This window comes from Agrobacterium sp. P15N1-A (genome assembly GCF_044626815.1).
Classification (GTDB): domain Bacteria; phylum Pseudomonadota; class Alphaproteobacteria; order Rhizobiales; family Rhizobiaceae; genus Agrobacterium; species Agrobacterium leguminum.
Genome location: NZ_JBIUPF010000003.1, coordinates 643,798 through 656,858, shown reverse-complemented (window position 1 = coordinate 656,858; position 13,061 = coordinate 643,798). Strand labels below are relative to the sequence as shown.

Annotated in this window: 8 protein-coding genes; 4 read left to right on the top strand and 4 right to left on the bottom strand. The window is 61.0% G+C overall.

Going from position 1 to position 13,061, the window contains the following annotated elements:
- Window positions 1-187: 187 nt before the first annotated feature.
- Window positions 188-2,977 carry a bifunctional aconitate hydratase 2/2-methylisocitrate dehydratase gene (locus tag ACIK7D_RS14795; RefSeq protein WP_080818901.1) on the bottom strand — a complete coding sequence of 930 codons (2,790 nt, stop codon included), beginning with the start codon at window positions 2,975-2,977 and terminating at the stop codon, window positions 188-190.
- Window positions 2,978-3,335: 358 nt separating this feature from the next.
- Here ACIK7D_RS14795 and ACIK7D_RS14790 point away from each other — a divergent pair, with 358 nt between their 5' ends.
- The 4 genes from ACIK7D_RS14790 to ACIK7D_RS14775 are packed head-to-tail and all read left to right on the top strand — an operon-like array spanning window position 3,336 to window position 7,930.
- Window positions 3,336-3,833 (top strand): spore coat U domain-containing protein, encoded by a 498-nt coding sequence (locus tag ACIK7D_RS14790; protein ID WP_080818902.1) that lies wholly within the window; start codon window positions 3,336-3,338, stop codon window positions 3,831-3,833.
- A 20-nt stretch (window positions 3,834-3,853) separates the two neighbouring features.
- Window positions 3,854-4,573, top strand: a complete 720-nt coding sequence (locus tag ACIK7D_RS14785) for a molecular chaperone (RefSeq protein ID WP_400156654.1) — start codon at window positions 3,854-3,856, stop codon at window positions 4,571-4,573.
- Window positions 4,545-6,983: a fimbria/pilus outer membrane usher protein gene (locus ACIK7D_RS14780; RefSeq protein WP_400156653.1), complete on the top strand. Its 2,439-nt coding sequence runs from the start codon at window positions 4,545-4,547 to the stop codon at window positions 6,981-6,983. The genes ACIK7D_RS14785 and ACIK7D_RS14780 overlap by 29 nt, the downstream gene beginning before the upstream one ends.
- The gene (locus ACIK7D_RS14775; protein WP_080818905.1) at window positions 6,980-7,930 is read left to right on the top strand and encodes a spore coat U domain-containing protein; all 951 of its coding nucleotides are present in this window, start codon (window positions 6,980-6,982) and stop codon (window positions 7,928-7,930) included. Before ACIK7D_RS14780 ends, ACIK7D_RS14775 begins: the two co-directional genes overlap by 4 nt.
- On the opposite strand, the gene ACIK7D_RS14770 is transcribed toward ACIK7D_RS14775, so the two are convergent.
- The 3 genes from ACIK7D_RS14770 to ACIK7D_RS14760 all read right to left on the bottom strand — a co-directional run bounded on the left by ACIK7D_RS14770 (window position 7,924) and on the right by ACIK7D_RS14760 (window position 12,966).
- A complete protein-coding gene (locus ACIK7D_RS14770; protein WP_400156652.1) occupies window positions 7,924-9,531 on the bottom strand; it encodes an ABC-F family ATP-binding cassette domain-containing protein in 1,608 nt (535 codons plus the stop codon). The genes ACIK7D_RS14775 and ACIK7D_RS14770 overlap by 7 nt on opposite strands.
- 182 nt (window positions 9,532-9,713) lie before the next feature.
- Window positions 9,714-11,516: an ABC transporter ATP-binding protein gene (locus ACIK7D_RS14765; RefSeq protein ID WP_400156651.1), complete on the bottom strand. Its 1,803-nt coding sequence runs from the start codon at window positions 11,514-11,516 to the stop codon at window positions 9,714-9,716.
- Between the two features lie 460 nt (window positions 11,517-11,976).
- Window positions 11,977-12,966 carry a tripartite tricarboxylate transporter substrate binding protein gene (locus ACIK7D_RS14760; RefSeq protein ID WP_003521655.1) on the bottom strand — a complete coding sequence of 330 codons (990 nt, stop codon included), beginning with the start codon at window positions 12,964-12,966 and terminating at the stop codon, window positions 11,977-11,979.
- Window positions 12,967-13,061 lie beyond the last annotated feature (95 nt).

The window sequence follows — 13,061 nt, the reverse complement described above, 5'->3', positions numbered from 1 at the left end:
GTCTGGTTATCGCAAAAAGGGGAAAAGGCCAAGCCGAGACATGTCGCCAGTCTCCCACGGCTTAATCGGAGTACCGCAGGCCCATAAAAAACAGCGGGGATTTCTCCCCGCTGTCCGCGTTCATTCGGCATTTTCAGTGCATCGCCAGCGCGGAGCCTGTAGCCCACGCACGGCGATAATCACGGCCTCAGTAGTGGACCGACTGCGAATCGATCGGCGTTACCTTCGGCGGGGCGAACTTCGTCAGGTCGATCCCTTCGACGGCAGAGCGATATTCCTCGATGCTCGGCGTGCGGCCGAGGATGGCCGAGAGCACCACGACCGGAGTGGAGGCCAGAAGCGATTCACCCTTCTTTTCAGCCGTATCTTCCACCACGCGGCCCTGGAACAGGCGGGTCGAGGTCGCAAGAACCGTGTCGCCCTTTTCGGCCTTTTCCTGGTTGCCCATGCACAGGTTGCAGCCCGGACGCTCGAGATAGAGAATGTTCTCGTATTCCGTCCGGTTGGTGGTTTTCGGCTTCAGATCGTCGAACTCGAAACCCGAATATTTCTGCAGGATTTCCCAGTCGCCTTCCGCCTTCAGCTCATCGATGATGTTGTAGGTCGGCGCGGCGACGACGAGCGGCGCCTTGAACTCGACCTTGCCTTCGGACTTCTCGATGTTCTTCAGCATCTGGGCGACGATCTTCATATCGCCCTTGTGCACCATGCACGAACCGACGAAACCGAGATCGACCTTCTTGGTACCGCCGTAATAGGAGACCGGGCGGATCGTATCGTGGGTGTAGCGACGGGACACGTCGTTGTTGTTGACGTCGGGGTCGGCGATCATCGGCTCATCGATCACGTCCAGATCCACGACGACTTCGGCGAAATATTTCGCATTGTCATCGGGCTTCAGCGCCGGCTTTTCGCCGGAGCGGATTTCGGCAATGCGCTGATCCGCCTTGGCAATCAGTCCCTTGAGCGTCTGGGCGGGGTTGTCCATGCCCTTATCGATCATGATCTGGATGCGCGACTTGGCGATTTCCAGCGACTCGATTAGCGTTTCGTCCTGCGAGATGCAGATCGACGCCTTGGCCTTCATTTCGGCCGTCCAGTCGGTGAAGGTGAAGGCTTGATCGGCGAGCAGCGTGCCGATATGCACTTCGATGATGCGGCCCTGGAAAACGTTGTCGCCGTGCTGCTTCAGCATCTGCGCCTGCGTGGCGTGCACCACGTCGCGGAAGTCCATATAGGGCTGCATCGTGCCCTTGAAGGTGACCTTGACCGACTGCGGGATCGGCATGGTCGCCTCGCCCGTTGCCAGCGCCAGTGCGACGGTGCCGGAGTCAGCGCCGAAGGCAACGCCCTTGGACATGCGGGTGTGGCTGTCGCCGCCGATGATGATCGCCCAGTCATCCACGGTGATGTCGTTCAGCACCTTGTGGATCACGTCCGTCATCGAGTGATAGGCGCCCTTCGGATCGCGCGCGGTGATGACGCCGAAATTGTTCATGAAGGACATGAGCTTCGGAATATTCGCCTGTGCCTTCTTGTCCCAGACGGAGGCCGTGTGGCAACCGGACTGATAGGCGCCGTCGACCAGCGGCGAAATGACGGTGGCCGCCATCGCTTCCAGTTCCTGCGCGGTCATCAGGCCGGTGGTATCCTGCGAGCCGACGATGTTGACCTTGACGCGAACGTCCGAGCCGGCATGCAGCACCTTGCCGGGGGTGACGCCGACGGCATTGCGATTGAAAATCTTCTCGACGGCGGTAAGACCCTGGCCTTCGATGGAGATTTCCTTGTTGGGCGCGAAGACCGGAGTGGTCTCGACACCGAGCGTTTCAGCCGCGAATGTCTGGAGCTTCTTGCCGAAGACGATGGCGTAAGAGCTGCCGGCCTTCATAAACTCCATCTTCTGGGGCGTGAAGGAAGAGGCGATATCCACCAGTTCCGTGCCGGCCTCGTCGCGCAGCTTGCGGTTCCTGGCGTCGATCTTGAGGACGGTGCCGGTCTCGACCGAATATTTCTGCTCGAGGATCGGGTTGCCATCGTTGTTGAGGATCGGCTTGCCGTCTTCGCCGAGCTTCTTCACCCAGTTCTTCAGGTTGATGCCGATGCCGCCCGTCACATCGACGGTGGTGGCGAAAATCGGCGAGATGCCGTTGGTGCCGGCGACGATGGGGGCGTAATTGACGAAGGGCACATAGGGGCTGGCCTGCTTGCCGGTCCACAGCGCCACGTTGTTGACGCCCGACATACGCGACGAGCCAACGCCCATCGTCCCCTTTTCGGCGATCATCATCACCCGCTTGTCCGGATGCTGCTTCTGCAGCGCGACGATTTCCGCCTGCGCTTCCGGCGAGATCATACACTGGCCGTGCAGCTGGCGGTCCGAGCGCGAATGCGCCTGATTGCCGGGAGACAGGAGGTCGGTGGAAATATCGCCTTCGGCGGCAATGAAGGTGACGATCTTGATCTCGTCTTCGACATCCGGAAGCTTGGTGAAGAATTCGGCCTTGGCGTAGCTTTCCAGCACGGCCTTGGCGATGGCGTTGCCGGCCTTGTAGGCGTCGCGCAGGCGGAACATGTCGGCATCGTAAAGGAAGACCTGCGTCTTCAGCACTTCGCCGGCCTCAGTGGCAATCGCAGCATCGTTACCGAGCGCGATATCGAGCAGCACCTTGATCGACGGGCCGCCCTTCATGTGCGACAGCAGCTCCAGCGCGAAGGAAGGCGTGATCTCCGGCACGACGACTTCGCCGAGGATGATCTGCTTCAGGAAGGCCGCCTTGACGCCGGCGGCGCTCGTGGTGCCCGGCAGGGTGTTGTAGATGAAGAATTTCAGGGCATCAGCGCGGTGCTCGCTGCCCGCATCCTTGATCAGTTCGATAATCTCGGCCGTCAGTGCACCGTCATCGATCGGCTTGGGCGCGAGACCCTGTGGTTCTCTGCTTTTGATTTCAGCCAGGTAATCCAAGTAAAGGTTCATCGCAATCCCAACGTCATGATGTCTATGGGGCCGAACACAGCGTCACCGAACGGTACTGTTGATCGGCCCGGGTTTCTATCGATTTCGAGTACGCCAACCGGGGCCGGCTGACAAGATGTCGCATTTCAGTAAAAAACTCGTAGACGGGATTTAGCGTCGATCCTGTGCTTTGCAATCCCGCCGCGATACTTTTGATTGTGGCGCCCACTGCATTTCAGCCAGTGGTTTTTCAGGCATTCCCCATTAAGGATTTATTAACCAAGTTGATACGAATATTAGATTATTCTAATTACCCGTTATTGGCGTAATTCATGTTGCGCACCGAAAAATCAGCAGCGCAGCAGCTTGGGGAGGCAGCATGAAGTTTGCAGCATCAGGCTATCTATTATCGTTTGCGGCACTGGTTCTCACGCCGGCATCGGGCGTCGCGCAGGTCGCCACGACGAATTTCAACGTCCAGATCACCATTCAGGCGGCGTGCCAGATCAATTCCGCCGGCAACCTCAATTTCGGCACCAATGGTGTGATCGGCAGCAATATCGATGCGACCAGCGATATCATCGTGCAATGCACGGCCAGCACACCCTTCAGCCTGGGTCTCAGCGCCGGCGCCGGCTCTGGAGCGACGGTCGCCAACCGTCTGATGACATCACCTGCGGGTGCGACCATTTCCTACTCGCTTTATACGACTGCGGCACATAGCACGGTGTGGGGGAACACCGTGGGAACGGACCGGCAAACGGGAACCGGAACCGGGGCGCCGCAGACATTCACTGTCTTTGGGCGCGTTCCCGCCCAAACGACACCCGCGGTCGGCGTCTACACCGATACGGTGACGGCCACGCTCAACTACTGATCGCCACAGGGAGGATCGCCATGCGTGTTTTTACCTTAGCGGCTGCGTTTTTTGCCGGTTTGAGTGTTTCACCTTCACAGTCTGCCTCGCTACGGGTCGCACCCGTGCTTCTGGATCTTAAAGCGCCCACCGCGGCCTCCAGCCTCCGCATCTGGAACGATGCGAAAACCCCGATCAACGTTCAGGTCAGGATATTCCGCTGGACCCAGCAGAATGGGCAGGACGTCTATACGGCGGCGCAGGACGTCGTCGCCAGCCCGCCGATGACGCAGCTGAAGGGAGGCGCGGAAAACCTCATCCGCATCGTCCGGCTTTCCAAGGCGCCGCTCAGGGCCGAAGAGAGTTATCGCGTCATCGTCGATGAATTGCCGCCGGCGGGAAGACCGCAATCCGGCACGGTCAATCTGGTGGTGCGCCACTCCATACCCGTTTTCTTCTCACCCGCCTCCACAGGCGATGCGGAACCGGCCTGGAAGGTAACGCCGCAGGGCAATGGCTACCGGGTCTCGGTGTCCAACACGGGCGCAAAGCGGATAAGGATCGCCAACCTGATGCTTTCCGGCAGCAACGGGCAGGCGATTGCTCGGCAGCAGGGACTGGTGGGATATGTGCTTGGCGGATCCGCCGCAAGCTTTGTGGTTTCGGCAACGGGCGGCAAGAAAGGCGGCGGCACGCTGAAGATTTCGGCAGACAGCGAAGGCGGCCCCGTCAATGCGACGGCGCGCGTCTCGGGCGGCTGATCTCGCCGTTTTGACGATTGCCGCTCTGACGGTCTTTTCATCGAGCAGTTTCTCCGTGGCGCAGGATATTCCCCCTGCGGCGCAACCGGCCTCTTTTGCCGCAAAAGAAGCGGGACAGCTGCAGCTCGAAGTCTACATCAACGATGTTTCGACAGAACTGATCGCCACATTTCGTCAAAACGACGCCGGATCGTTTCTCATCGAGCCGGAACAGCTCACGAATATCGGGATTTCCCCGGTTGAAAGCGCGGCCGGCGATGATGGATGGATCGATGTTTCCCGGTTGCCGGATGTGGTGGCGCGTTACGATGAAGGCAGCCAGTCCATGCATTTCACCCTGCCGATGGCGGCGCGGGCGAACAGGGTCATCGACGCCTCCGGCAAGATTGCGCAGGAAGAAGACGAAGAGACCCGGGAAAAGGCCACGAGCGATTTTGGAGGTCTGGTGAATTACACGATCTACGGTTCCTCCGGCGGCAACAAATGGTCGGATATCGCCGATTTCAACGGTGTCTCGGCCCTTTTGGAAAGCAGGGCCTTCGGTCCGCTCGGCGTGCTGTCCTCATCGCAGGTTCTGAGCACATCGCGCCTGTCGGAGTTCGACACCCAGCGCCTCGATACCACCTGGAGTTATTCGGACGAGGACACCCTGACGAGCTATCGGGCCGGCGACCTCATCACCGGCGGGCTGAGCTGGACACGCCCGACACGGCTGGGCGGCCTGCAGATACGCCGTAATTTCGAGCTGCGGCCGGATATCGTCACCATGCCGATGCCGGAATTCGCCGGCTCCGCCGCCGTGCCTTCCACCGTCGACGTCTATGTCAACAATGTCCGCCGCCTGTCGCAGGATGTTCCCGAAGGGCCGTTCTCCATCACCAATCTCCCTGTCATCAGCGGCGCGGGCAATGCGCGACTGGTGGTGCGGGATGCGCTGGGGCGCGAAACCGTGTCCGAAACGCCCTTTTATGCTTCACCGGACCTGCTGGCGCAGGGTCTTATCGATTTTTCGGCCGAGCTTGGTTTTGCCCGACGCAATTACGGAACCTCGTCTTTCGATTACGATGACAAACCGCTGGGGTCTGCGACGCTGCGTTATGGCGTGTCGGACAGTCTGACGCTGGAAGGCCATGCGGAAGGCGGCGAGAATTTCTACAATATCGGCTTTGGCGGGGTCTTCACCCTTGGAGCGCAGGGATTGGCGGCGGTTTCGGGCGCATCGAGCCGCTTTGGCGCGGAAAGCGGTTATCAGCTTTCCGCAAGCGTCGAAGCGGAATTGCTGGGGGTAAAATTTCACGCGCGGTCGCAAAGGACATTCGGGGATTATCACGATATGGCCTCCGTCTCCGCCGACCTGTCCGATATCCGCACGGTATCCGGGCTGCTGAGCGCGCGGCCGCCGCGTGCCCTCGACCAGATTTCCGTTTCCGCCCAGCTCGGTTTCGATGAGACCAGCCTCAATTTCTCCTATACCGAACTCGAAACCTTCGATGAAAGGCGATCCCGGCTGCTCGGCCTTTCCGCCACGCGGCCATTCGGCGAGAACGGCAATATCTTCATCACCGCCTACAAGGACCTCGAGGACAACAAATCCTACGGCATCTTCGCGGGCCTCTCCTGGTCGTTCGGCGGCGGCGTCTCCGGCTCGGCCGGCATGTCGTCGGATGCGGATGGATATTCGCTGACGGCCGAGGTCGGCAAATCCGAAGAGCAGGCCGAGGGAAGTTATGGCTGGCGCCTGCGCGGCTCGACCGGCGGCAACGATATCGCTTCCGTTTCCGGCAGTTACCGCGGCAGCGCCGCACGCGTTTCGGCCGGCGTCGATCAATTCAACCGCACGACGCAGGCCTATGCGCAGATCGAGGGATCTATCGCGCTCGCCGGCGGCGATGTCTTTGTCGGCAACCGGATCGATGACGCTTTCGCCGTGGTGGATGCGGGCGCGCCCGGTGTCGATATCCTGCTGGAAAACCGCCCCATCGGCCAGACCAACCGCCGCGGCAAGATATTGCTTCCGAACCTGCGTTCCTATGACGTCAACAACATCACGCTCGACCCGAGCAATCTCCCGGTCGACGCCCGCATCGACCGGACGAAACAGACCGTCAGGCCGACGCAACAGGCCGGCGCGGTGGTCAATTTCAAGGTCGAAACCGAGGGTCAGGTGGCGCTGGTGACGCTGAAAGACGAGAGCGGCGAATTCATCGAAACCGGATCGACCGGCAAAATCGACGGCAAGCGCGATTTCATCGTCGGTTATGACGGACAGGCCTATCTCGACAATATCAGCGAAACGCATCGGCTGCGCATCATGCAGCCGACGAAGGGCGAATGCGAAGCACAGATCACCCTCCCCTCTGCCGGCAATTCACGCGCAACTTTCGAAACCCTATGCAGGAGCATCCAATGAAGGTCCTGACCCGTGCCGCCCTTGCCATCGCCGCTTTCCTCCCGGCTTCACCGATACTGGCACAAAGCTGCACCTTCAGCATGTCGGACATGAATTTCGGCTTCGTCAATCTCGCAGGCGGCAGCGCCGTGGACACGACGGCGACATTGTCAGTCACCTGCTCCAACCCCCTGTCGCTGGCGCTTTCCATCCGCATCTGCCCTAACATCAATGCCGGAAGCGGCGGGCAGTCGGGCGGCATCCGTCGCATGCTTCAGGGCAGCAACATCCTCAATTACCAGCTCTACCAGAACTCGGCGCGGACAACCTCATGGGGATCGGTCACACAGCCCGCACTCGGCTCGCCTCCGCCAATCGATATGGCGCTGCCGCTCCTGATCAACACCACGAGCCGCACGGTCTATGGCCGGATCAACGCCGGTCAGGCCTCGGCAGCGCGCGGCCTTTATCTTTCCAGCTTTGCCGGCGCGGAAACGAGCTTCACCTATACGAGCTTTACCCTGCTTGCACCGAGCTGCTCTTCCGTGACCCAGAACCCCACGCAGGTGCCGTTCAACGTGTCGGCCGCAGTTGCGCCCACATGCATCATCTCGGCCCAGAACATCGATTTCGGCAGTCACGGCGTGCTGAACACGGCAGTCAATGCGACCGGAGCGATCAATCTGACCTGCACCACCAATCTGAACTACAGTGTGGCGCTCAATGGCGGCCTGAGCAACAGCCCGCCGGCCGCGCGCCAGATGGTGCAGGCGGGCGCATCGATAACCTATGGTCTCTACCGCGACGCGAACCGCACGAATGTCTGGGGAAGTGCGGCGGGCGAGATAGCCACCGGCACCGGAACGGGCGGCCTGCAGACGCTGACCGTCTATGGCCGCGTCCCGGCGCAGAACACGCCAGTGCCGGGAAACTACTCCGATACGGTCGTCGTGACGGTGAACTACTGAGCGCCCGAACGCATCTCTGACTTCCCAAGTTCAAGCCGCCGATCAATGCCGATGGCGGCGAGAAACGCCTCATCATGGCTGACGACCAGCAAGGCGCCGTCATAGGCCTGAAGGCCAGCCTCCACGGCCGCGATGGAATCGATATCCAGATGGTTGGTCGGTTCATCGAGGATCAGCAATTGCGGAGGCTGCGGGCCTCCCAGAACACAGGCGAGACCAGCCCTGAGCATCTGCCCGCCCGAGAGCGTTGCAACGATCTGCAAGGCGGAATCGGCACGAAACATGAAGCGCGCAAGCGCGGAGCGGCAGGCATTCTCCCCAGCCTGCGGGTTAAGCCGAAGGAAGTTGTCGCGGATCGACAGGTTCGCATCGAGCAGGCTGACCTGCTGGTCGAGAAACACGGACTTCACCCCGACGTGCACCGCCCCTTCGAATGGCGGCAATTCCCCGGTAATCACCGAAAGCAGCGTCGTTTTTCCAGACCCGTTCGGGCCGGTGACGGCAACGCGTTGCGGCCCGGTGATCTCGAAGGACAGATCGCGAAGCACGGGGGGTTCGGCCCGATACCCCGCGGTCAGGTTCTGCAGGCTGAGCACGGTCTTTGTCGCGTGCAGCCCGCTGGGCGGCAATGTGACACTGACGCCCTGCAGGATTTCTATCCGCTCACGCGCCGTCTTCAGGTCTTCGGTCGCCTCGGCCGTCAGGCGGCTGGCCAGATTGGCGTTGTCGCCGCTCGTCTTTTCGGCACGCCTCTTCATCGCACCGACAAGGATACGCGGCATGTCCCCCCTCGCCGCTTTTGCAGCACCCCTGCTATCGCGGCGGGCCTTGCGCTCCAGCGCTTCCTGCGACCGGCGTTTTACCTCGGACAGACGCTTTTCCGCATTCGCGAAGTCCTGTTCGGCGGCAGCCAGTTCCAGCGCTTTTTGTGCGCGGTAGTGGCTCCAGTTGCCGCCGTAACGGGTAGCACCGAGCGTGGTCATTTCGACAATCGCGTCGAGGGTTTCGAGAAGCTCCCGATCATGGCTGACGACGATCGCTCCGCCGCGCCAGCCCGCCAGAAAATCGGCAACGAAAATGCGCCCGTCCCGATCGAGATTGTTCGTCGGTTCGTCGAGGATCAGGAAATCGGGCGCGGCATGGATCTGAGCCGCGAGTGCGGCACGCGTGCGCTGTCCACCGGAAAGCGCCGAAAGCGGTGTGGAAGGCAAGGCGTCCAACCCGACCTGCGCGAGCGCCCCGGCAATTTTCTCCTCCAGCGTCCAGTCGATGTCTTCAAGCTCTTCCAGAGTGGCCGTTCCTGCCTGCGCACGGGCAAGCACGTCCAGCGTATCGCGCGCTTCGAACAGGTCGGCGACGATCTCATCGGACACGACCTGTACGCTCTGGCGCAGAAGATTGATGCTGCCCGAGATGGAAACCGTACCCGCGGACGGCGACAGTTCGCCGGCGATCAGTTTCAGAAGCGTCGTCTTGCCGACGCCGTTGCGCCCGACGAGGCCGCTGCGTTCGGGTCCGAAGCGAAGATTGATGTTAGAAAAGAGCGGATGACCGTCAGGTGTCGACCACGACAGGTCCGAGAGAGTGATGGAATGCGGCATGGATATGGGTTCCCCTGATGACAAGGCGTTGCGGCTTTGTGATCGGGTGGAAATCCATGGTTCACCGTCCTGTTGGTGTTGCGCAGAGCACGCCCTTACGCGAAAAAAGCGGCGTGTTCGTGGCGCGGGTTCAATGTTCGGGAAGGGAACGCCGGGAGTATACCCCCGGCGTTCCGTTTTTCTCAGGCCACCAGGCCCTTGGTCAGCTCCAGCGCCTGCCGTTCGAACAGCCGGCGGTAGATGCCGTCATTGAGGCGGATCAGCGCCTGATGGTCACCCTCTTCGACGATCCCGCCCCTGTCGAACACCAGCAGCCGGTCCAGCGCCCTGACGGTGGAGAGCCGATGGGCGATGACGAGCGTGGTGCGGCCGACCATCAGCCGTTCCATCGCCTGCTGGATCTGCACTTCGCTTTCGCTGTCGAGGCTGGAAGTGGCCTCGTCCAGTATCAGCACCGGCGCATCCGCAAGGAATGCACGGGCGATGGCGACACGCTGACGCTCACCGCCGGACAGCTTGACACCGCGTTCGCCCACCATCGTCTCATAACCCTTGGGAAGGGACATGATGAAATCATGGGCGCTGGCCTGTTTCGCCGCCTGCTCGATCTGACGCCGCGTGGCGTCCGGCCGGCCATAGGCGATGTTTTCCGCCAGCGTGCGGTGGAACAGGATGGGCTCCTGCTGCACGATGGCGATCTGGCCGCGCAGGCTCGATTGCGTGACCCCGGCGATATTCTGGCCGTCGATGCGGATCGCGCCCGACTTGATGTCGTAAAGCCGCTGGATGAGCTTGACGAAGGTTGTCTTGCCCGAACCGGAATGGCCGACCAGCCCCACCCGTTCACCCGCCTTGATGGTGACCGAAAAGTCATCGTAAAGCGGCGTGGGATGGGCGCCATACTGGAAGGTGACGTGATCGAAGACGATCTCGCCCTTTCCGATCCTGATCGGCCCTGCATCCGGCCTGTCCTCGATGCCGAGCGGCATCTTGTCCAGCAGCACCAGCTCTTCCATGTCGTTGACGGCGCGTTGCAGGTTGCGGATATCCTGCCCCACATCGCGCAGATAACCCTGCAACACGAAGAACATCGCCAGCACGAAGGTAATGTCGCCCGGCGTCGCCAGCCCCTTTTGCCACATGATGAGGCCCGTGCCCAGAATGCCGGCCTGCATGGAGACCATCATGAAGCTCTGGATCGTGCCGTTCAGCGTGCCACGCTTCCATGTCCTGCGCGTGCGGTTGTCCCATTTCACCAGCACATGGCCCAGCCGCGTTTCCTCGCGGGTCTCGGCACCGAAGGCCTTGACCACCGAATTGCAGCTGATGGCATCCGCCAGCGCGCCGCCAAGTCTGGTATCCCAGGCATTGGCAAGCCTTGCCGCCGGCGACACATACCCCATGGAAAGGCCGACCGTGACGCCGATATAGATCAGCGATCCGAGGCCGACGATCAGGCCCATGACCGGCCAGTAGCTGCCGAGCACGATGGTGGCGCCCACCAGCATGACGATGGAAGGCAAAAGCGCGACGAGCAGCAGGTCGTTGAGCGAATCCAGCGCCCACATGCCGCGCGTGATCTTTCGGACCGTGGAACCGGCGAAGCTGTTGGCATGCCAGTCGGTAGAGAAACGCTGCACCTTGTGGAAGCCGTTATTGGCGACATCCGCCATGATCTTCAGCGTCAGCCGGATGATGCCGTTGAAGATGAACCAGCGCAGCACCACGCTCACCAGCCCCAACGCCACCACGATGACGAAGGCGCGCAGCGCCTTATCCGCCCCGTTGCCGGCCCCGTTGCCACCGGCAATGGCATCGACGATCTGGCCGGAAAAGACCGGCACCATCACTTCGGCCAGCGTGCTGGCAATCACCAGAACGATGATGAAACCCACCAGCGCCGGCCGATGACGCCAATGGTTGAAAACAAAGCCGAGCACATGTCGATAGGCATCGGCGCGGAAATCGAGCTTCTTGCGAGTCATTTTTACCAGCCCAGCGCCCTGTAATCGGCGACCGGTCCTCAAAACGGAAGTTGGATGGCACAGCCCGGGCGGGAGACGAAGTGATCCCGTCAGATCAATCGGGCTATGGGGGAAGTAAAACCGCATGTCGGGCGCGCTCAAGGCGGGCCGCGAATGGATATGACCTAGTGTCGGGTCATTCCCTGCGGGAGGGTTTCGAAGAATGCTGGTGTCATGCAACGCCTCCCTTTGTTCGATCTGACGCGGTAATGAGATTTGTAACTCAGCGGTTGAAGCTTGCCAAGCAGGTTTTTGCAACCGGCTGGTGAGTGATGCGGAAAGGCCACACCGGCTGGGTGCGACACTATAAATCGTGGCCGATGCGACAACGGCATCGGCCACGATTTCGTCAGATCGTTATTTCCGTCCGCAACCGGCAGGATGTGCGGCGGAAAATCGCGATGGTATCTGCCGTTACCGGTCAGTCCATCTGCACATTCGCATCCTTGACCACCGGTCCCCACTTGGCGATTTCCGCCGCAACGTGGGTTTTCAGCTCATCCGGCGAAGAGGCGACGATCTTGGCGCTGAATTCCGCCATGCGTCCGGCAACCCCCGGATCGGCAAGCGCCTTCTTGGCGGCGGCATTCAGCTTGTCGACCACCTCAGCCGGTGTGCCGGCAGGCGCAAAGAGTGCATTCCAGGTGTAGGTCTCATAACCCGGCACCGTCTCGGCGATTGTCGGCAGATCCGGGAAGGACGAGGCGCGCTCCTTGGTCGTGACGCCGAGCGCCCGCAACGTGCCGGATTTGATATGTCCGGACGAAGACGGCAGATTGTCGAACATGATGGAAATCTGGTTGCCGAGCAGATCGTTAAGCGCCGGGCCTGCGCCCTTGTAGGGAACATGCTGCATGCTGACACCGGCCATGCTCTTGAACAGCTCGCCGGAAAGATGCAGCGGGGTGCCATTGCCGGAAGAGGCATAGGCGTGTTTATCCGGCTCGGCCTTCAAGAGAGCAATCAGTTCCGCCACGCTGTTGACGTTGAGCTTCGGATTGACGACCAGCACATTCGGCACCACCACGAGCAGCGAAACCGGCGTGAAATCCTTTTCCGGATCGTAAGGCTTGGTCTTGAGAATGAGCGGGTTGAGGGCGTGGGTGGCCACCGTGCCCATCAGGATCGTATAGCCGTCGGGATCGGCGCGGGCCACGCGATCAGCGCCGAGATTGCCGCCGGCCCCGGCGACATTTTCAACGACGATCTGCTGGCCGAGCTCATCACCCATCTTCTGTGCGATAACACGCGCGACCACATCGGTAGAGCCGCCCGCCGCGAAAGGAACGACCAGAGTAATCGTTCGATCGGGGAAGCCCTGCGCGACCGCAGCCGTTCCCAGCATGCCGAAAGAAACCGCCGCAGCGGCAAGTTTCAGCACCATGCGCCGTTTTGAAGACCGGTAAATCATGAACCCTCCTGTAACATGGCCTCCTCGCCATGGGCGCATAGTAGCTAAAATGCACCTCAGGGCAACCCGCAGGCGGCCGGCCGCTCCCTGCAGGT

Excerpts from the sequence above, each read along its gene's own strand:
- ACIK7D_RS14795 (WP_080818901.1), bottom strand. The coding sequence starts at position 2,977 with ATGAACCTTTACTTGGATTACCTGGCTGAAATCAAAAGCAGAGAACCA.
- ACIK7D_RS14790 (WP_080818902.1), top strand. The coding sequence starts at position 3,336 with ATGAAGTTTGCAGCATCAGGCTATCTATTATCGTTTGCGGCACTGGTT.
- ACIK7D_RS14785 (WP_400156654.1), top strand. The coding sequence starts at position 3,854 with ATGCGTGTTTTTACCTTAGCGGCTGCGTTTTTTGCCGGTTTGAGTGTT.
- ACIK7D_RS14780 (WP_400156653.1), top strand. The coding sequence starts at position 4,545 with ATGCGACGGCGCGCGTCTCGGGCGGCTGATCTCGCCGTTTTGACGATT.
- ACIK7D_RS14775 (WP_080818905.1), top strand. The coding sequence starts at position 6,980 with ATGAAGGTCCTGACCCGTGCCGCCCTTGCCATCGCCGCTTTCCTCCCG.
- ACIK7D_RS14770 (WP_400156652.1), bottom strand. The coding sequence starts at position 9,531 with ATGCCGCATTCCATCACTCTCTCGGACCTGTCGTGGTCGACACCTGAC.
- ACIK7D_RS14765 (WP_400156651.1), bottom strand. The coding sequence starts at position 11,516 with ATGACTCGCAAGAAGCTCGATTTCCGCGCCGATGCCTATCGACATGTG.
- ACIK7D_RS14760 (WP_003521655.1), bottom strand. The coding sequence starts at position 12,966 with ATGATTTACCGGTCTTCAAAACGGCGCATGGTGCTGAAACTTGCCGCT.